We start from the raw sequence: 20338 nt of genomic DNA, 5'->3' as shown, positions 1-20338 counted from the left end.
ATCCTGGTAGGTATTTATTCGAAGAAATTAAAGATCAAGGATGAGTTTAGCTGGCTCTTCTAACAATTCTTTGATTGCGACTAAGAAACCTACAGCTTCTTTACCATCGATCATACGGTGGTCGTAAGAAAGCGCTAAGTACATCATTGGCAAGATTTCAACTTGACCATTTACCGCCATAGGACGCTCTTGGATTTTGTGCATACCCAAGATACCAGTTTGCGGCTGGTTCAAAATAGGAGTTGAAAGCAATGAACCGAAAGTACCACCGTTAGTGATAGTGAAAGTACCACCAGTCATTTCTTCGATAGATAATTTACCATCACGTGCTTTAGCAGCATAAGCAGCAATACCTGCTTCAACTTCTGCGTAGCTCATACGGTCAGTATCACGTAATACTGGTACAACAAGACCACGATCAGAAGATACTGCAACACCGATGTCATAGTAACCGTGATAAACGATATCGTCGCCATCAATTGAAGCATTTACAGCTGGGTAGCGTTTAAGCGCTTCAGTTGCTGCTTTAACGAAGAATGACATGAAGCCTAAACGAGCACCATGACGTTTTTCGAAAGCATCTTTATATTGCTTACGCAATTCCATGATTGGCTTCATGTTAACTTCGTTAAATGTAGTTAACATTGCAGTTTCTTGAGTAGCTGCAAGAAGACGCTCAGCAACACGTTTACGTAAACGAGTCATTGGAACGCGTTTTTCGATACGCTCGCCAACAGCAACGCTTAACGGAGTAACGTTAGCAGCTGGTTTAGCTTGATGGTTTGCAACATCTTCTTTAGTGATACGACCACCACGACCAGTACCTTGTACGTCAGAAGCAGCAATACCAGATTCAGTTAACGCTTTACGAACCGCAGGAGCTTGATCAGACACAGTTTCTGTACGCTCAACAACAGGAGCTGCACCAGCTTGAGTTTGAGCAACTGCTTGTTCTACTGCTGCAGGAGCAGCAGCTGCGCCAGCACCAGCTTCGAATTGAGCAATAACTTCGTCAGAAAGAACTGTATCGCCTTCACCTTTAATGATTGCAACCAAGCTACCATCTGCAGGAGCAACAACTTCTAAAACAACTTTGTCGGTTTCAATATCACAGATTACTTCATCACGTGATACAGGTTCACCCACCTTTTTATGCCAAGTTGCGATGGTGCCATCTGCAACAGACTCTGGGAATACCGGTGCTTTAATTTCGGTTGCCATTATTGAGAATCTCCTGATTGTTCAGCTTCGATTGCCAATGCATCATTAATTAGCTGAGCTTGTTGTTTTGCATGCAAGTACGGTGAGCCACAAGCTGGTGCAGCAGAAGCTTCACGACCTGCAAAACTGATACGGATTTGTTTGCCAGATTTTAAGATATCGTCATATAAACGCGGTGCGATAAACAACCAAGCGCCTTGGTTCTTCGGCTCTTCTTGTGCCCAAACGAGTTCTTTCACATTTGGATAAGCAGCCAAGATTTCTGCAAGACGTTGCTCTGGGTATGGATACAACTGTTCGATACGTACGATTGCAACATTAGTTAAGTTTTGTTCACGACGTTTTTCGAGTAAGTCGTAATAAACTTTACCACCACAAAGTACAAGACGAGTTACATCTGACTTGTTAATTTGATCGATTTCGTCAATTACAGTTTGGAATGAACCATGTGCTAGCTCTTCTAAAGTAGAAGTCGCAAGTTTATGACGAAGTAAAGATTTCGGTGACATTACGATTAATGGCTTACGAATTGGGCGTACAGCCTGACGACGTAATGCATGGAAAATCTGTGCAGGTGTCGTTGGAGTGATCACTTGCATGTTGTCTTCAGCACATAACTGTAAGAAACGTTCTAAACGAGCTGAAGAGTGCTCTGGACCTTGACCTTCGAAACCATGTGGTAACAACATCGTTAAACCACAAACACGCTCCCACTTAGTCTCACCAGAAGCAATAAACTGATCAATCACAACCTGAGCACAGTTTACGAAGTCACCAAATTGTGCTTCCCAAATAATTAAGCTCTTAGGAATTGTAGTTGCGTAACCATATTCAAATGCAAGAACTGCTTCTTCAGATAACAAAGAATCGTAAATCGCGAAACGTGGTTGGTTCTCTTTAACATGACAAAGAGGAATGTAAGTTGAACCATCAACTTGGTTATGCAATTTCGCATGACGGTGTGAGAAGGTACCACGACCTACGTCTTCACCAGTAATACGAACTAGATAGTCTTCATCCAATAAAGTCGCATAAGCTAAAGTTTCTGCTGCACCCCAGTTTAAAGGAGTTTCGCCAGTTTGCATTTTCACGCGATCTTCAATTACTTTTTGAACCTGACGCTGCATTACAAACCCTTCAGGAAGTTTGCTCATGCCCTCGCCTAATTCTTTAAGACGGTTCAAGTCAAATGAAGTATCCCAATCGTCTGTATAGTCATGGCCCAAATATGGAGTCCAATCAACAAACATTTTGGTATTTGGTTCAAGAATCAATGCATTTGCTACATGATTACCCGCTTCTAAATCAGAACGGTAATCTTCAACCATTTGATCAGCTTCAGCACGATCAAGTACTTTCTCTTGTACAAGTTGATCAGCATAAAGTGTACGAGTAGTTGCTTTCTTCGCAATTACTTGATACATCAATGGTTGTGTACCAGATGGCTCATCCGCTTCGTTATGACCACGACGGCGATAACAGAACAAATCGATAACAACATCTTTACGGAATTCGTGACGGAAATCATGTGCTAATTGAGTAGCAAAGATAACAGCTTCAGGATCATCACCATTTACATGGAAAATCGGTGCCTGAATCATTTTAGCAACGTCTGTACAGTACTCTGTAGAACGCGCATCACGTGGATCAGAAGTTGTGAAACCAACTTGGTTATTCACAATAATATGAACCGTACCACCAACTGTATAGCCACGAGTTTGTGACATTTGGAAGGTTTCCATGTTCACACCTTGACCTGCAAATGCAGCATCACCATGAACAATAACTGGCAATACGTCATCACCGCCGATGTCTCTACGACGTACTTGACGCGCACGCACAGAACCTTCAACTACAGGACCAACAATTTCCAAGTGAGATGGGTTAAATGCCAATGCCAAGTGAACTTCACCACCTGGAGTCATTACATTACTTGAGAAACCTTGGTGGTATTTAACGTCACCAGAACCTTTCTTATGAAGTGATTTACCTTCGAACTCACCAAACAAGTCCGCCGGATTTTTACCCATAATATTAACAAGAAGGTTCAAACGGCCACGGTGTGGCATACCGATAACAACTTCTTTACAACCTACAGCACCAGCACGCTGGATAATCTCATTTACCATAGGAATAAAAGATTCGCCGCCTTCAACACCAAAGCGTTTAGCACCGACGTATTTATTACCGAGATATTTTTCTAGCCCCTCAGCAGCAGTTAAACGCTCTAAGAAGCCTTTCTTTTGATCATTTGAGAAATTGAATTTACCACGGGCACTTTCAAGACGCTGTTGAATCCAACGTTTTTCTTTTGTGTCCACGATGTGCATGTATTCAACACCGATTGAACCACAATAGATTGCCTCCATTGCTTCAATCATTTCGGCAAGCGTTGCTTCGCTCTTGCCAATCTCAAGATTGCCTGTATTGAATACTGTGTCTAAATCTGATTTGGTTAAACCGTGTGCTGAAAGATCTAAATCAGGAATATCTTCACGCTTAGCAAGACCTAATGGATCTAATTTAGCTTTTTGATGTCCGCGATTGCGATAAGCAGCAATAAGTTGTAAAACGCCAATTTGACGACGCTCATGCTCAGTACTTACAGTACTTTGTACAACAGGTTGAACACGATTAGCATTACGTCCTAGTAATAGGAATTGCTCACGCACAGCGCTGTGTGGTTGGTCACCCTTTGGATATTTATCGAAATATTGGCGCCAGTCCTCAGCGACGGAGGTTGGGGAAGTCAGGTACTGCTCGTAAAGTTCTTCAATATACGCTGCACTATCAGCGGAAAGTTCAGTGTCAAGACGCAATGCGTCAGCAACTTCTTGCATTTGTGGACCCATTTCCTATTGCAAAAAATATTACAGGCTGCCTTTTAAGCACACCCATGATGCATAATGTCAAATTGGTAAAAATGACACTACTTACCCAACAGGTCTTCAAGACCATGGGGCGTCATACTACCTAGAGATAAAACTCCATAGGTAATTAATGAATCACAACGCCCTCAATGGCATCATCACTCACCTTATACTCGATTAAAACCGAGCAATTTTTTGCAAATCTTTTTAGAAAAATTAACTATACAATTAACTTTTCTAAAATGACTTTGACCATAAAAATTAAGCACTGATCTAAGATCGTGCCACTTAATTTAATTTCCCTAGTATACGCTTTTTTTACCTACAACTTTGTGGCAAATCGTATCATGTTCTTAACGAACGATTGATTTTTTTGACACATACCATCTATAAATTGGCGAAATACATATCCAATTTTATCTATTAATATATGGTGCTTTATATAAAAACCCCTCTTTTAACGACTAAAGTATAAGACGTCTATTATAAAATTAAAAAAAAACGCACATCAAGGATGTGCGTTCTCTATTTGTGCAGAATTAACCCGCTTGATCTAACAACATATTACGGATGTGACCGATAGCTTTTGTTGGATTCAAACCTTTAGGACATACTGACACACAGTTCATGATACCTTTACAGCGGAACAAACTGAATGGATCGTCAAGACGAGCCAAACGATCTGCAGTCGCAGTATCACGAGAATCGATAATAAAACGGTATGCATTCAACAATGCTGAAGGACCCAAGAATTTATCAGGGTTCCACCAGAATGATGGGCATGAAGTTGAACAACATGCACAAAGAATACACTCATACAAACCATTTAAGTGTTCACGCTCTTCCGGAGACTGTAAACGCTCTTTAGGTGGAGCTGGCTGATTATTGATCAAGAATGGCTGAATTTTGTCATATTGATCATAGAATTGGTTCATATCAACAACCAAATCTTTAACAACCGGCAAACCTGGCAATGGACGAATTACGATTTTCTCTGGTAGGTCATTAAGGTTTTGCAAGCAAGCTAAACCATTTTTACCATTGATGTTCACACCATCAGAACCACAAATACCTTCACGGCAAGAGCGACGGAATGTTAACGTTTCGTCTTGAACTTTCAAAGCAAGCAATGCATCAAGCAACATACGGTGCTTATCAGTCAATTCAAGTTTGAAAGTTTGCATGTATGGCGCTTTATCCTTATCAGGATCATAGCGGTAGATTTCGAATGTACGAGTACCTCTACTCATCTTTATACTCCCGATTAGAATGTACGTGGTGCTGGTGGAATTGGATCAACAGTTAACGGCTTGAAGCGTACTGGCTTATATTCCAAACGGTTATCTGATGAATACCATAAAGTATGTTTCATCCACTCATCATCACGGCGACCGTATGAATAAGTTGGGTGATCAGCTGGTAATTCATAGTCAACTACCGTATGCGCACCACGACATTCTTTACGCGCAGCAGCTGAAATTAATGTAGCTTTTGCAACTTCATATAAGTTTTCAACTTCAAGCGCTTCAACACGTGCAGTGTTAAATACTTTAGATTTATCCTTCAAGTGAATGTTACGCACACGCGGTTCAAGAGCAAGAATCTCTTTAACACCTTTATCAAGCAATGCTTGAGTACGGAACACACCAGCGTGGTCTTGAACGATATCACGAATTGCATCAGCAACTTCTTGTGCATTTTCACCAGAAGTTGATTCATCCAACTTACGTACGCGATTTAAAGTTTGCTCTAATACGTTTGTTGGAAGCGGTGCATATTCATCACCATGATGCTTAGTTACGTAGTCGATAATGTGCTCACCAGCAGCTTTACCAAATACAACCAAGTCAAGAAGTGAGTTAGTACCTAAACGGTTTGCACCATGTACTGATACGCAAGAACATTCACCAATTGCATAGAAACCTTTTACAGGTTTAGTGTAGTTGTCTGTACCAGGTTCTGGTAAGCACACCTGACCATGCATATTCGTAGGAATACCACCCATTTGATAATGGATTGTTGGCACTACTGGAATTGGTTCTTTAGTAATGTCTACGTTTGCGAATTTTTTACCGATCTCAAATACAGATGGTAAACGCTTCATGATTGTGTCAGCACCTAAGTGAGTCATATCAAGTAAGATATAATCACCTTTTGGACCACAACCACGACCTTCTTTAATTTCCTGGTCCATAGAGCGTGATACGAAGTCACGTGGAGCCAAGTCTTTTAAAGTCGGTGCATAACGTTCCATGAACGGTTCGCCGTCTTTGTTACGAAGGATCGCACCTTCACCACGACAACCTTCAGTTAACAATACACCTGCGCCCGCAACACCCGTAGGGTGAAATTGCCAGAATTCCATATCTTGTAATGGAATGCCAGCACGAGCAGCCATACCAAGACCGTCACCAGTGTTGATATAAGCATTTGTTGATGCACGGTAAACACGACCAGCACCACCAGTTGCAAACAAGGTTGCTTTTGCTTGGAATACGGCAATATTACCAGTTTCTTGGTCAATTGCAGTCACACCAAGCACATCACCTGCTTCGTTACGGATCAAATCAAGAGCGATCCATTCAACGAAGAATTGAGTACCCATTTTCACGTTGCTTTGATAAAGCGTGTGCAATAATGCGTGACCAGTACGGTCAGCAGCAGCACAAGCACGTGGAACTGGTTTATCACCATAGTTCGCAGAGTGACCACCGAACGGACGTTGGTAAATTGTACCATCAGCGTTACGGTCAAACGGCATACCCATGTGTTCAAGTTCATACACAACTTTTGGTGCTTCACGACACATAAATTCAATTGCGTCTTGGTCACCTAACCAGTCAGAACCTTTTACTGTATCGTAAAAGTGGAAATGCCAGTTATCTTCTTGCATGTTACCTAACGACGCTCCGATACCACCCTGAGCAGCAACTGTATGTGAACGTGTTGGGAAAACTTTAGTAAGTACAGCAACTTTCAAACCTGCTTGAGCAAGTTGGTAAGATGCACGCATACCAGAACCACCACCACCAACGATAACAGCATCGAAAGTGAGGTTTTGAATATTTGAATAATCTTCTTTAGGGTTTATCGCGCCCATGATATCTTCCTATCAATTCGCCCAGAAAATCTGGATACCCCAGATTGCGTACACAAACACTGCAATAATGACAGCCGTAGTCAGTACAAGGCGTAAACCTTTCGCTGAAGGACCCATTTGACGAGTAGTGACATAGTCAGTGAAAACTTGCCACATACCAATCCATGCGTGTGCGATAAGCGACAAAATTGCCAATAAAGAGAAAATCTTCATTGGTAATGTCATCATGAAGCCAGCCCATTGTTGATAGTCAAATCCGCCTTTGCAGAGAATCCAACCAAAAAGAACAACAGTATAAGCTGCCAATACCACAGCACTTACACGCTGGATAAACCAATCACGAGAACCTGAACCTGTTAAACCTGTAGCACTTTTCATTAGAACATAATCCATACAAAGGCTGCGATAATGGCTACCACAGATAAGATCAATGAAATTGTCGCTGCAATACGACCGCTTTGCAGTTCTTCAGCAAAACCTAGATCTGCAAGCAAATGCTTAACCCCAGCAATAAAGTGGAAAATTAAGCCGGCTACAAATACCCACACGACAAAACGTACAAGGATATTTCCGAAAACGACATTTTTAACGTAGTCAAATCCTTCTGGTGAAGATAATGATTTATCTAGAATCCATAAGAGAACTGGTACTAATAAGAAAACGATGACACCTGATAAACGGTGTAAAATTGATGCAATAGCCACGGGTGAGCGTAAATTTACCGCTAACACCTGACCCATGGACAAATTGACAGGTCTGTTGCTTTTCACAGCGGGCATCCTGTAGGTAGAAACTCCGACCGGAGTTTGTTGAATTAATTCCAAGGAAAGCTGGCATTGTTAGGCAAGCACAGCTCATGCCTAACCTATAAACGACACTGAATTATAAAACGCGAAATATCAAAATACAAACAATCCACTTTGCCTTTTCCGCAAAAACTCATTAAATAAGAATCATTCACATAGCCAAACAGTAGTCTTCCCTATCCAAAATTTAAGAGTAAACAAAACATGTGCTTGTTTAACAACATCTTTTATAAAAAATATCTTTTCTACTGCTTTATCTAAAATAAGTGAGTTTTAGACTAAAGATAAAGTTAATAATTCATCAAGCCTAATCAAAATCATAAACCAAATTTACCGTTACATACTAATTTTAATCATTTTTATTTTAAAAATATCCAATATCATCATTTACCTTAAATGTAATAAAGAGCTACTTGACTCTTAACAGTGAGTAGTATTTTTACAAAAAAAGAGTTTTAAATTTTTAAGGATGTTCAACAAGCTATTTTTTAAACAATTAAACTTAAAAAAAGTACAACTTTTAGAATTATCAAATAGTGATAATTAGGCAATTTTTGAATCGCAATTTAAAATTACAGACTGAGTTTTATGATTTTTTTAAGCGGATTGGCATTTTATAACCATGTCTAATTCTTAATTCTAATTTAAAAATTTGCTTACAATTGTACTCACGCTTCATTTTTTTTCTGCACGTTCTTCTTGAATTGACTTATGATACCATCCCGATGCAGTGATTTTACTGACTTTTTTGCTCGGTTCTTGATGACTAACTCTCTGTGGGAACGTCATTTTTTATCCATAAGTATAATTGACAAAATTTCAGTACTCACTAATCTTATAGCAAATTTTGACACCGTCTGATTCGCACATGAGAAAATTAGGATTTCGAGTCAGATAATCATTCACCAGGACAGGAGATCTATTGAATGTCTGAAGCAACTGGCAAAAAAGCCGTATTACATCTTGATGGCAAAGAAATTGAATTACCAATTTACAGTGGCACATTAGGTCCCGATGTAATCGACGTTAAAGATGTATTGGCCTCAGGTCACTTTACTTTTGATCCTGGTTTTATGGCGACAGCTTCATGCGAGTCTAAAATCACATTTATTGATGGTGACAAAGGTATTTTATTACACCGCGGTTACCCGATTGACCAGTTAGCGACTCAAGCAGACTACCTTGAAACTTGTTATTTATTATTAAATGGTGAGTTACCAACCGCTGAACAAAAAGTTGAGTTCGATGCGAAAGTTCGTGCTCACACTATGGTTCACGATCAAGTTAGCCGTTTCTTCAATGGTTTCCGTCGTGACGCACACCCTATGGCAATCATGGTTGGTGTAGTTGGCGCATTATCTGCGTTCTATCACAACAACCTTGACATTGAAGACATCAACCACCGCGAAATTACTGCGATTCGTTTGATTGCTAAAATTCCAACGCTTGCTGCTTGGAGCTACAAATACACTGTAGGTCAGCCATTCATCTATCCACGTAACGACTTAAATTACGCGGAAAACTTCTTACACATGATGTTTGCAACTCCTGCAGACCGTGACTACAAAGTAAACCCTGTTCTTGCGCGTGCAATGGATCGTATTTTCACGCTTCATGCTGACCACGAACAAAACGCTTCTACGTCTACAGTTCGTCTTGCCGGTTCTACTGGTGCGAATCCATATGCGTGTATCTCTGCTGGTATCTCTGCTCTTTGGGGACCTGCACACGGTGGCGCGAACGAAGCAGTTCTTAAAATGCTTGATGAAATCGGTAGCGTTGAAAATGTTGCTGAGTTCATGGAAAAAGTTAAACGCAAAGAAGTTAAACTTATGGGCTTCGGTCACCGCGTTTACAAAAACTTCGACCCACGTGCTAAAGTGATGAAGCAAACTTGTGACGAAGTTCTTGAAGCATTAGGTATCAACGATCCTCAATTAGCGCTTGCTATGGAACTTGAACGTATTGCATTGAACGACCCGTACTTTGTTGAACGTAAACTTTACCCTAACGTAGACTTCTACTCTGGTATCATCCTTAAAGCGATTGGTATCCCAACAGAAATGTTTACTGTTATCTTCGCTCTTGCACGTACAGTTGGCTGGATCAGCCACTGGTTAGAAATGCACAGCGGTCCATACAAAATTGGTCGTCCACGTCAGCTTTACACTGGTGAAGTGCAACGTGACATCAAGCGTTAATATTCGAAAGAACATTAATGTAAAAAAGCTGCCTAATGGCAGCTTTTTTTATAAATAAGTTTTTTAAAAGTTATTCTTCTTCAAATATATTTAACAAGTGATGACTAATACCATCAGCTCTTAACCAAGCCAGCTCATAACTTGCTTTAGCCAAAGCCAAGACACGTCTTTCAAATTCAGTCCATATGTCTTTAACTTGTGCTTCTGAAATACCCAAACCACTTTCAGACGCAAGATGCTTATTTTTTTCACATATTTTTAAGGCATGATAGAGTTTACGGCCTTTACTCGCCCCTTCCATTAACCGAACACGCTTACTTAATATAAACCCTTCCACATGCTGGATATTTGCCTGTGGCAGCATAGGCACCAAAATCTGGTCTAATTGATCATCTAAGCGCTTCCAGACAGCTAAACGCTGCTCTACTGTATAAGTATTCCATTGAATTACTTCATGGTTAAAACGGCGACAACCACGACATACTTGATCACCAAAAACTGTTGAACAACGCCCTGCACATGGGGTGAGAGAGAGCGTTCGATGATCATTACTCAAAACAAACTCCTTAAATAAACCATATACTTTTTATGGTTTTCTCGCTTATTACAAATTTTCGCGCTAAAATACGCGCCTTAAATTTCTATCTTAATACATTTGGAGTATTCCATGAACGCTACTGTAGAACAGCTTGCACCTGTAGAACAGCAAGCGACCGCGGGTTGGGTTGTTGCAGCACTATATCAATTTAAAGAAGTTCAAGATCCGGCCGATCTTCAACAACGTCTTTTAGACTTAGTGAAAACAATTAACCTTTGCGGAACTCTGATTGTAGCAGGTGAAGGAATTAATGGTACGGTTGCAGGAGACCGTGAGGCAATTGATACAATTCATCAATTTTTATTAAATGAAGGTTTCAATGCTATGGAATATAAAGAATCCCATAGCTCTGACAAACCTTTCCGTAAAATGAAAATTAAGCTTAAAAAAGAAATTGTGACTTTAGGCGTAGAAGTAAAACCTCGTGATTTAGTTGGTCACTATCTTGATCCTAAAGAATGGAATGAGCTTATTGCACGCGATGATGTCATCTTAATCGACACACGTAATGACTATGAATACAAAGCCGGCACTTTCAAAGGTGCAATTGACCCTAAAACAGAAACATTCCGCGAATTTCCTGAGTACGTTAAAAAAGAATTAGAACAGCATAAAGACAAAAAAATTGCGATGTTCTGTACTGGTGGTATTCGTTGTGAAAAATCAACTTCTTTACTTCTTCAAGAAGGATTTAAAGAGGTTTATCACCTAAAAGGCGGTATTCTCAAATATTTAGAAGAAACACCAGCTGATGAAAGTCTTTGGGAAGGTGAATGTTTCGTATTTGACGGACGTACTGCGGTAACTCATGGTGTCGAAGAAGGCGCAAACATTAAATGTCATGCTTGTGGCTGGCCTTTAACTCCTGAAGAATCAGCTCTACCAAGCTATGAACATGGTGTTTCTTGCGTATATTGCATCGATAAAACAACAGAGAAACAAAAAGCTGGTTTCCGTATGCGCCAGTCACAAATTGCTGCTGCTAAGCGTAAACGCCTATAAAATTAAAAAGTAGCTTCAAAAGGCATTTAGTTTTCTAAATGCCTTTTTTGTTTCTTCTAAATAAGTGCTAATAATAAAAAACGCCCTAGAAAGGACGTTATTTATTATTTCTTCTAATAAATTAATTTGGAGTATGGTACATCAAATATAATTCATTCAAATTATCTGGAATTTCTTCTGCCAGTTCATCCATTAACTGTCCATTGCGACGGAAAGACTCCATTTGTGGATCTTCTTCATCAATTCCACTAAAAACCATGATAGGTAAAGTCAAATCAACCAATTGTTCTTCATACTCAGGAGCAAACCATGCCTCTTCATTTAAGAACATTGCATCAACAAACCCTACACTCCAATCGCCTAGGCTTGATTCAACATCAGCTTCTTCAACTTCAAATGGAAATTCAATCCCATTTTCATTTGCTAAATCTTGACGAATCGACTCTAGCCAAACCTTGATTTGCTGAATAATTTCTGCCGGAACCTTTTTCTGGTTACCTTCGAATAATTCATCTAACCAGCGGTCAAACTGAGGGCCTACTGCAATTGCACACAAAAAACCATGAGTTGCAGCAAAGTCTAGACCATACTCATTGTGGTCTCCATCTAGATATTCACTTAACTGGTCTAAATCTAATGCACTCATTGTGTTACCTGACTTTAAAAAGAAATTGACGATAGCATAGCACTTAAGCCGACGATGCCCTATTTAGTTTTGATTAGTCTTCATCATCAAGATCATCATCGTCTAAATCATAATCGAAATCTTTTAACTCACGCTCTAAACGGCGCTGTGCCAATAGATCATCAATTAATCTACGTTTTTCCAACGATTCTTTTGCACTGATTTTGCCTGATGACTCATCAAAACCGACATCATCATCATCGCCGTAGTTATCATCTAGTTCAAAATCTGTAGAAGACACTAAAACTACCTCATAATGAAAAAATGTGAATGGGTCTAGCCGCTATTTATCTGTCTTACTTTTCCTTGTCAAGTTTTATTTATATTTTTTTCATTTAATTGCTCATTTGTACTTTTTTTCGCCCAAAAAATTGTGTATTTATAAAACAGCACAGTCTTTTGATAATCGAAGATTTCTACAAATTTTTCTATGATTTAAACTTGAAAAAAATGATTTTAGCCCAATATTCAAAAAATAGTCGTGAATTCAAAGATATTTTTTATTTAACGGTCACCGATCAAAGCCGAAACATTTCAAGCAAATTGTGCTATCATGCACGGTTTTTCACTGCCACAGATTCAACAAAGAGTAAGCAAAGATGAGCGATATGCATTCCCCTACTTCTCAAGTAGCGGCTCTGATTAGCCGAGGCAAAGAACAAGGTTACTTAACTTACGCTGAGGTTAACGATCATCTGCCGGACTCGATTACTGAAAGCGAACAGATTGAAGACATCATCCAGATGCTTCAAGACGTTGGTATTCCTGTACACGAGCGTGCACCTGAATCTGACGATACCATGTTCGGCGAATCAGCTGACGCAACTGATGAAGTTGCTGAAGAAGAAGCTGCTGCCGTACTTGCATCTGTTGAAAATGAGCCTGGACGTACGACAGACCCTGTACGTATGTACATGCGTGAAATGGGAACAGTAGAACTATTAACCCGTGAAGGTGAAATCAGTATTGCCAAACGTATTGAAGAAGGGATTCGTGATGTCCTAAACTCAATCGCTTACTGGCCAAATGCTGTTGAAGTTGTATTAAAAGAATATAATGATTTTTTAACTGGCGAACGCCGTCTTGCCGATATTTTATCTGGCTACCTCGATCCTGAAACTGATGAAGATATTCCTGAAGTTTTAGAAGAAGTTGAAGAGCTTGAGGAAGAAGACGAATCATCTACAAAGTCAACGAAAGAAGTTAAGCTTGATGATGACGATGAAGAAGAAGAGTCTGAAGGTGATGACGACTCTGAAGGTGATTCAGGCCCAGACCCTGAAGTTGCAAAAGTTCGTTTTGCTGAATTAGAAGCTGCATGGGCTCAAACTAAAGCTGTGATTGAAAAACATGGCCGTAATAGCCCTGAAGCAAATGAAGCTCTTGAGTCTTTAGCAACTGTATTCATGATGTTTAAATTTACTCCACGTTTATTTGACATCATTTCAGAAATGATTCGCGGAACTCACGAGCAAATCCGTGCCAACGAACGTGAAATTATGCGTTATGCAGTGCGTCGTGGCCGTATGGATCGTACTCAATTCCGTACATCTTTCCCTAAACACGAATCTAATCCAGCTTGGTTAGATGAACAAATTGCTAAAGCTCCTGCAGAAATCAAGGCTCATTTAGAAAAAGTTCGTCCAGATGTCTTAGCATTCCAGCAAAAAATTGCAGATATTGAGAAAGAACTTAATTTAAGCGTTGCTGAAATTAAAGATATTTCTAAACGTATGGCGATTGGTGAAGCCAAAGCACGTCGTGCGAAAAAAGAAATGGTAGAAGCTAACCTTCGTTTGGTAATTTCGATTGCGAAAAAATACACCAACCGTGGTTTACAGTTCCTTGACTTGATTCAAGAAGGGAACATTGGTTTGATGAAAGCCGTAGACAAGTTTGAATACCGTCGTGGTTATAAATTCTCGACTTATGCAACTTGGTGGATTCGTCAGGCAATTACCCGTTCTATTGCAGACCAAGCACGTACGATTCGTATTCCTGTACATATGATTGAAACGATTAACAAGATTAACCGTGTCTCTCGTCAATTGTTACAGGAAATGGGCCGTGAACCTACTCCAGAAGAGTTAGGTGAACGTTTAGAAATGGATGAGGTCAAAGTTCGTAAGGTTCTTAAAATTGCTAAAGAACCAATTTCAATGGAAACTCCAATCGGTGATGATGAAGATTCGCATCTTGGGGACTTTATTGAAGACCAGAACATCACTTCTCCAATTGATGCTGCGACTTCAGAAGGCTTAAAAGAAGCGACTCGTGAAGTTCTAGAAAATTTAACTGAACGTGAAGCTAAAGTATTAAAAATGCGTTTTGGTATCGATATGCCAACCGATCATACTTTAGAAGAAGTGGGTAAACAGTTTGATGTAACACGTGAACGTATTCGTCAAATCGAGGCGAAAGCATTACGTAAATTACGTCACCCTTCTCGTTCTGAACACTTGCGTTCTTTCTTAGAGAATGACTAAGTTTTGAAATCTTGAAATTTCGACACTAGTCCCCATTTAATAGAAAGAGCTACAAACGCCTGCGATGATGCAGGCGTTTCACATGATGAGGTTACTTATGTTAGACCGCACTCCATCTCGCGAACTCCGTGAAGACCTTTGGGTATTTCCAATGGACTATCCAATTAAACTCATTGGCGATGCGGGTGAAGAATTACGTATAGCTGTAGTTGATATTCTAGTAAAACATTTTCCTGACTTTGACCAATCAACGTTAAAAGTACAAGAATCTCGTACAGGCAAATACCATTCATTAACCGCACAATTACGCTTTGATGAATTGGAACAAGTTCATGCTTTGTATGCAGACTTGGCTGCTTGTCCGCAAATAAGAACTGCACTTTAATTTTAAGATGCCATGACAACTTTAATGTCATGGCATTTTTATTTATAACAACCTTATTATAAATAATCACAAATATTTAGAATCGTTTAAGCAAAATACTTTAAACTCATCAAGAGCATATTCTCATAACTTAATATTGTGAGACTGCCCTTCTGTTTAGTACATCGCACAGGAAAATGTTTAATGAGCCTTGATAAACCCACTTTGATTATTCGTCAGTGGAACGATTTACAAGATTATCAAAGCAAATTCGAATTGATGAAGAACCTGACCAATCAACGTGATGAAAACACAGCAGACGAGCTGTGGTTGCTCCAGCATCACGAAGTCCTTACTCAAGGACAGGCTGGAAAACCAGAGCATATTCTAATTCCATCGAATATTCCTGTCGTTCAAACTGACCGTGGTGGGCAAGTGACATGGCATGGACCAGGCCAACTGGTTGCTTACTTTATGTTTGATCTTAATCGGCTAAAGTGGAATGTACGTACATTGGTTAGTTTTGCTGAACAATTTATGATTGATGTTTTAAAGAAATATAATGTTGAAGCATATGCAAAACCTGATGCTCCAGGCGTATATGTAAATGATAGAAAAATTGGTTCCTTAGGTTTCAAAATTCGTCGTGGTCGTAGTTATCACGGTTTAGCCCTAAACTTGGACTGTGCTCTAACTGGTTTTCAAACTATTAACCCTTGTGGTTATGCAGGTTTAGAAATGGTTCGCATACAAGATTTAGTGACTCCATATCCATCATTTGAGCAACTTTGTCAGGACTTTATTGAGTATATTAAGGGCTCTGGGTACTTTAATGACCCTGAAGTCAAAATTGAATAAATGATTTTGAGATGGAATAAAAATAGATTAGAGTAATTACTCTAAATTTGCTTTTGCATAATTTTAAGAAGGGATAGCAAGTGATTTCGACAAAAGCTGTAAAGCCCACTCTGCAACTTGCCTACGTTAAGCTCATGATGGATGTTGTTGGTCGTGGCTTAGTGATGGCGAGTCAAGTAGATAGTGAAATACAAGAGGAAGTGTCCAAATTTCCTGTTCACTTTGTACTTTCAATGAATGTCTTCCCAAATGGACCAGCATTTTTTGCCCGAGTGACAGAGAACAAACAATTAGAACTGCTGAAAAGAGCAGAAAAAAAGCCTGATTTAACCATTACATTTAAGCATGTAACCCATGCATTTCTGGTTTTCTCATTTCAGGAAAGCACTGCTCAAGCATTTGCAAATGATCGAATGATTGCCGATGGTGACGTATCCGCAGCAATTCGTTTAGTACGCTGCCTAAACAAAATGGAATCTCTCATTTTACCGAAATTGGTAGCTTCACTCGCAGTTAAAGAATACCCAACCGAACTCACCCTAAAAGAAAAATTCAACGAAGCTGCAAACATTTATTTAAAAGTAGCTAAGTCTTACTTCAAGCGGAGCGCATAACATGGCTAAACCATATTACGAATTCTTTTGTCCTGTAAAAGTCATTGCTGGTAATGCTGCTTTAGAACATATTCCGTTTGAACTTGCGACTTTAGGTGCAAAGCGTCCTCTTATCATTACCGATAAAGGCGTTCGCGCAAATGGCTTACTCAACCCGATTGAAGCTGCATTCAGCACAACTGATGCTGTGATTGGTCATGTTTTTGATGACGTTCCACCAGACTCAAGTCTTGAAGTAGTTCGTCTTGCAGCAGAAGCTTATCGTACAAATAAGTGTGACGCGATTATTGCTGTTGGCGGTGGCTCTGTTATTGATACCTCTAAAGCAACCAATATTTTAGTCTCTGAAGGTGGAAATGACCTTCTTCAATATTCTGGTGCACATAACCTACCAAAACCATTAAAGCCATTTTTTGTGATTCCAACCACATCAGGTACAGGTTCAGAAGTGACTATGGTTGCTGTGGTTTCTGACACACAAAAGAATGTGAAATTGGCATTTGCTTCATATTATTTAATGCCACATGCTGCAATCTTAGATCCACGTATGACATTAACTTTACCACCTCACTTGACGGCAATGACTGGTATGGATGCGTTAACACACTGTGTTGAAGCATATACTTGCATGGCAGCTAATCCACTCAGTGATGCCTATGCAAGTGCGGGTATCAAAAAGATTAGTGAAAATTTATTTAATGTTTTAGAAAATCCAAATGACTCGCAAGGCCGTTTAGAACTCGCACAAGCTTCTACAATGGCAGGTATCGCATTTTCTAACTCGATGGTAGGCCTTGTGCACTCGTTAGGGCATGCATTAGGTGCAGTTGCTCACCTGCCCCACGGTTTATGTATGAACCTATTCTTACCTTATGTGCTTGAATACAACAAACAAGTAAATGGTCAGAAAATTGGTGAGTTACTATTACCTCTAGCTGGTGCAGATATCTATGCACAAACTCCAGCAACCCAACGTGCAGATAGAGCAATTACAACTATTTTAGCAATGCGTGATCGTTTATTTAGCTTAACCAAGTTACCACGTACCTTGCGCGAAACTGGTAAGGTTACTGAAGCACAACTTGATGAAGTTGCAGAAAAAGCACTAAATGATGGCTCTATTATTTACAACCCTAAAGAAGCAAGCTTAAAAGATCTACGAGAGATCTTACAAAAAGCTTGGTAACTTAAGTTTTAGCTATCTAAAGAAAAAACTAAAGGTCTGATTTTTATGACAAATCAGACCTTTTTTATATCTATGAATTTTTATTCATCATTTTCTTTGGAAATATGGCAAAAAATTTGCTAAAAAATCCACGAAAGTACTGACAATTTGCATCAATTTAGGATAGATTGGCGCACTTTATCTTTTATGTAGGGGGGATCGTTCGTCTCAAACGATCCTTAACACCAAGCTGATCCTTGATCAACGATTATGAGGATAACGCCGTTGACAAACTTATCTGGGACTAAACCAACAGCTAAGCTCCAAAAGAATCTTGTGCTATGGCACATCATTATTATTGGTTTAGCTTATATTCAGCCATTAACTTTATTTGATACTTTTGGTTTAGTATCAGAACGAAGTGGTGGTCATGTACCTACTTCTTATATTTTTGCCTTAGTTGCAATTTTATTGACGTCGATCAGTTATGGACACATGATCAAACGCTATCCTTCGTCAGGGTCAGCATACACCTATGCCCAAAAGTCAATTCACCCTAATGTTGGTTTTATGGTGGGTTGGTCATCTTGGCTAGACTATTTACTTTCACCACTCGTCAATATCATTTTGGCCGATATTTATTTAAGAGCATTGTTTCCAGAAGTAAATAATTGGTTATGGGTAATTGGCCTAACTGCATTAATGACTGTTATTAACTTATTCGGCGCACGTTTCGTTGCTCGTTTTAACAGTACAATCGTAGTTATTCAACTTGGTGTTATCTTTTACTTTGTTTATCAAGTGTATACCTTGCTTACCCAAGGTGTATATGCCGATGGTACGCTAAATCCGGATAAAGCTGAATTATGGTCACTCACTCCTTTTTGGAATGATATGACTTCTATTAGTGCTTTGATTGGTGGTGCAACGGTACTTTGTTTCTCTTTCACAGGTTTTGATGCTTTATCTTCACTTGCCGAAGAAACAAAGGATGCTGAAAGAACGCTTCCAAAAGCGATTTTCTCAACAGCATTACTTGCTGGTGTCATCTTTATTATAAGTACTTACTTTATCCAGTTATATTTTCCAAGTAACCCAAATACTTATTTTAAGCCTTTAGATGAATCACAACCTGTGATGGTTGCAGCAATTGGCAGTATTGCCTTTAAAACGTTAGTTTTATATTTTGCTGTAGTTGCAGTTATGGCATCAGGTATTTCAGCACACGCTGGCGTATCTCGCTTAATGTATGTAATGGGTCGTGATGGGGTTATCAATAAAAAGTTATTTGGTCATATTAGCCCAAGACTACATACACCAACTTACAACATTCTTATTGTTGGTATAGTTGCATTATCTGCTGGCTTTTTAGACCTTGAACATATTGTTAACTTAATTAGTTTCGGGGCCTTAACTGCTTTTAGTTTTGTGAACTTCTCTGTAATTTCGCGTTATGCGCTTAGAGATGGTAAAAACAAATCTATTAAAGATATTATTAATTACATTATCGTACCAACGCTTGGCTTTGCCAGCGTGTTCCTAATGTGGTTGGAGATCGACAAGCTTGCTTTACAAATCGGCTTGGCTTGGGCAGTGGTTGGTGTAGGTTATCTTGCTTACAAAACCAAAGGCTTTAAATACAATGCTCCTCAACACAACGAGCATGAATAATAAAAAAGGCGCTTAAAGCGCCTTTTTTATGGACTTATTATCCAAATATTTTATTTACAATACCTTGTACGCGTTTTGCATAAAGTTTTGCTGTTTCCAAATCCCCTGTTGGAATCTCATCTACACTTGCATCTGATGGCGACTGAACAAGTAGACCTACCGAGCCACCCAAGTTATTTACATCTTCACGTTTTGCGTTTTTAGTGTTTGCTGGCAATAGACCTAAGCTCACCCAAATACCACCGTGTTGTGATGCTAAAGTTTGTAATTGAATAAGCGTAACTTGCTTATCACCATTTAGGCTTGCACTGTTGGTAAAGCCTGCAAATACTTTATCTTCCCAACCACGTGTAAACCAAACTTTTGAAGTTGCATCAGCAAATTTTTTAAACTGCCATGGTGCTGTACCCATATAAGTTGGAGCACCGAAAACAATACCTTTTGCATTGTTTAATGTTTCCCAATCTTGCTCAGTAATATTACCTTCCTGATCAATCTGGATAAGTTGAGCATTAATTTCATTAGCAAAAGTTTCAGCAACTACTTTCGTGTGGCCATAACCAGAGAAATATACAACCGCAATATTAGAATTAGACATGGAAGAACCTGTGTTTTATTAAATTCCATTTTATGATATATTTTAGAAACTAGGTGTCAATTAGTTACCACTTGGTAACTAGTATATTTTTTTAGAAAT

The 20338-nt window shown here is 39.3% G+C and carries 18 protein-coding genes and 1 pseudogene; 8 read left to right on the top strand and 11 right to left on the bottom strand.

Annotated elements, in window-relative coordinates:
- Window positions 1-27: 27 nt before the first annotated feature.
- The 7 genes and pseudogenes from odhB to sdhC all read right to left on the bottom strand — a co-directional run bounded on the left by odhB (window position 28) and on the right by sdhC (window position 7970).
- The gene (gene odhB / locus MKL35_RS09755) at window positions 28-1221 is read right to left on the bottom strand and encodes a 2-oxoglutarate dehydrogenase complex dihydrolipoyllysine-residue succinyltransferase (protein ID WP_002051292.1); all 1194 of its coding nucleotides are present in this window, start codon (window positions 1219-1221) and stop codon (window positions 28-30) included.
- On the bottom strand, window positions 1221-4061 hold the full coding sequence (locus MKL35_RS09750) for a 2-oxoglutarate dehydrogenase E1 component (RefSeq protein WP_002051480.1): 2841 nt from the start codon (window positions 4059-4061) through the stop codon (window positions 1221-1223). The genes odhB and MKL35_RS09750 overlap by 1 nt, the downstream gene beginning before the upstream one ends.
- A gap of 157 nt (window positions 4062-4218) precedes the next feature.
- Window positions 4219-4347 (bottom strand): annotated as a pseudogene (locus MKL35_RS09740) (hypothetical protein).
- Window positions 4348-4630: 283 nt separating this feature from the next.
- Complete coding sequence (locus MKL35_RS09735) at window positions 4631-5341, bottom strand: succinate dehydrogenase iron-sulfur subunit (protein WP_002051353.1); 711 nt, start codon at window positions 5339-5341, stop codon at window positions 4631-4633.
- Window positions 5342-5355: 14 nt separating this feature from the next.
- Window positions 5356-7191, bottom strand: coding sequence for a succinate dehydrogenase flavoprotein subunit (gene sdhA, locus MKL35_RS09730; protein ID WP_002051114.1), 1836 nt, complete (start codon window positions 7189-7191; stop codon window positions 5356-5358).
- A 12-nt stretch (window positions 7192-7203) separates the two neighbouring features.
- Window positions 7204-7569, bottom strand: coding sequence for a succinate dehydrogenase, hydrophobic membrane anchor protein (gene sdhD / locus MKL35_RS09725; protein WP_000833672.1), 366 nt, complete (start codon window positions 7567-7569; stop codon window positions 7204-7206).
- Entirely contained in the window at window positions 7569-7970 is a 402-nt protein-coding gene (gene sdhC, locus MKL35_RS09720) for a succinate dehydrogenase, cytochrome b556 subunit (RefSeq protein ID WP_001984863.1), read from the bottom strand. The genes sdhD and sdhC overlap by 1 nt, the downstream gene beginning before the upstream one ends.
- 953 nt (window positions 7971-8923) lie before the next feature.
- Between sdhC and gltA the strand changes: the two genes are divergently transcribed.
- Window positions 8924-10198: a citrate synthase gene (gene gltA, locus MKL35_RS09715; RefSeq protein WP_001287579.1), complete on the top strand. Its 1275-nt coding sequence runs from the start codon at window positions 8924-8926 to the stop codon at window positions 10196-10198.
- Window positions 10199-10268: 70 nt separating this feature from the next.
- Here the strand turns inward: gltA and MKL35_RS09710 are convergent, their stop codons facing one another.
- Window positions 10269-10754: a DUF1289 domain-containing protein gene (locus MKL35_RS09710; protein ID WP_022575745.1), complete on the bottom strand. Its 486-nt coding sequence runs from the start codon at window positions 10752-10754 to the stop codon at window positions 10269-10271.
- Window positions 10755-10865: 111 nt separating this feature from the next.
- On the opposite strand from MKL35_RS09710, the gene trhO reads away from it, so the two are divergent.
- Complete coding sequence (trhO, locus tag MKL35_RS09705; RefSeq protein WP_002051550.1) at window positions 10866-11798, top strand: oxygen-dependent tRNA uridine(34) hydroxylase TrhO; 933 nt, start codon at window positions 10866-10868, stop codon at window positions 11796-11798.
- A gap of 121 nt (window positions 11799-11919) precedes the next feature.
- Here the strand turns inward: trhO and MKL35_RS09700 are convergent, their stop codons facing one another.
- Both MKL35_RS09700 and MKL35_RS09695 read right to left on the bottom strand, forming a co-directional pair.
- Window positions 11920-12444, bottom strand: coding sequence for a YecA/YgfB family protein (locus tag MKL35_RS09700; RefSeq protein ID WP_001274941.1), 525 nt, complete (start codon window positions 12442-12444; stop codon window positions 11920-11922).
- A 73-nt stretch (window positions 12445-12517) separates the two neighbouring features.
- The gene (locus tag MKL35_RS09695) at window positions 12518-12724 is read right to left on the bottom strand and encodes a PA3496 family putative envelope integrity protein (RefSeq protein WP_000099358.1); all 207 of its coding nucleotides are present in this window, start codon (window positions 12722-12724) and stop codon (window positions 12518-12520) included.
- A gap of 358 nt (window positions 12725-13082) precedes the next feature.
- Between MKL35_RS09695 and rpoD the strand changes: the two genes are divergently transcribed.
- From rpoD to MKL35_RS09665, 6 genes are all read left to right on the top strand, one after another.
- The gene (rpoD, locus tag MKL35_RS09690; protein ID WP_016803849.1) at window positions 13083-14969 is read left to right on the top strand and encodes an RNA polymerase sigma factor RpoD; all 1887 of its coding nucleotides are present in this window, start codon (window positions 13083-13085) and stop codon (window positions 14967-14969) included.
- 97 nt (window positions 14970-15066) lie between these two features.
- Window positions 15067-15354, top strand: coding sequence for a YbeD family protein (locus tag MKL35_RS09685; RefSeq protein WP_002051390.1), 288 nt, complete (start codon window positions 15067-15069; stop codon window positions 15352-15354).
- A gap of 183 nt (window positions 15355-15537) precedes the next feature.
- Window positions 15538-16191, top strand: a complete 654-nt coding sequence (lipB, locus tag MKL35_RS09680) for a lipoyl(octanoyl) transferase LipB (protein WP_032010160.1) — start codon at window positions 15538-15540, stop codon at window positions 16189-16191.
- An 80-nt stretch (window positions 16192-16271) separates the two neighbouring features.
- Window positions 16272-16805 (top strand): hypothetical protein, encoded by a 534-nt coding sequence (locus MKL35_RS09675; protein ID WP_002051257.1) that lies wholly within the window; start codon window positions 16272-16274, stop codon window positions 16803-16805.
- A 1-nt stretch (window position 16806) separates the two neighbouring features.
- Window positions 16807-17991 (top strand): iron-containing alcohol dehydrogenase, encoded by a 1185-nt coding sequence (locus MKL35_RS09670; protein WP_032010158.1) that lies wholly within the window; start codon window positions 16807-16809, stop codon window positions 17989-17991.
- Window positions 17992-18255: 264 nt separating this feature from the next.
- Entirely contained in the window at window positions 18256-19641 is a 1386-nt protein-coding gene (locus MKL35_RS09665) for an APC family permease (protein ID WP_081404379.1), read from the top strand.
- A gap of 37 nt (window positions 19642-19678) precedes the next feature.
- Here MKL35_RS09665 and MKL35_RS09660 read toward each other — a convergent pair whose 3' ends face one another.
- Complete coding sequence (locus tag MKL35_RS09660) at window positions 19679-20239, bottom strand: flavodoxin family protein (RefSeq protein WP_002051305.1); 561 nt, start codon at window positions 20237-20239, stop codon at window positions 19679-19681.
- Window positions 20240-20338: the final 99 nt, after the last annotated feature.

Source organism: Acinetobacter sp. AOR41_HL (assembly GCF_027854645.1).
GTDB classification, from domain to species: domain Bacteria; phylum Pseudomonadota; class Gammaproteobacteria; order Pseudomonadales; family Moraxellaceae; genus Acinetobacter; species Acinetobacter nosocomialis.
The sequence above is the reverse complement of the archived record's forward strand: the minus strand, read 5'-3'. Positions and strand labels throughout refer to the sequence as shown.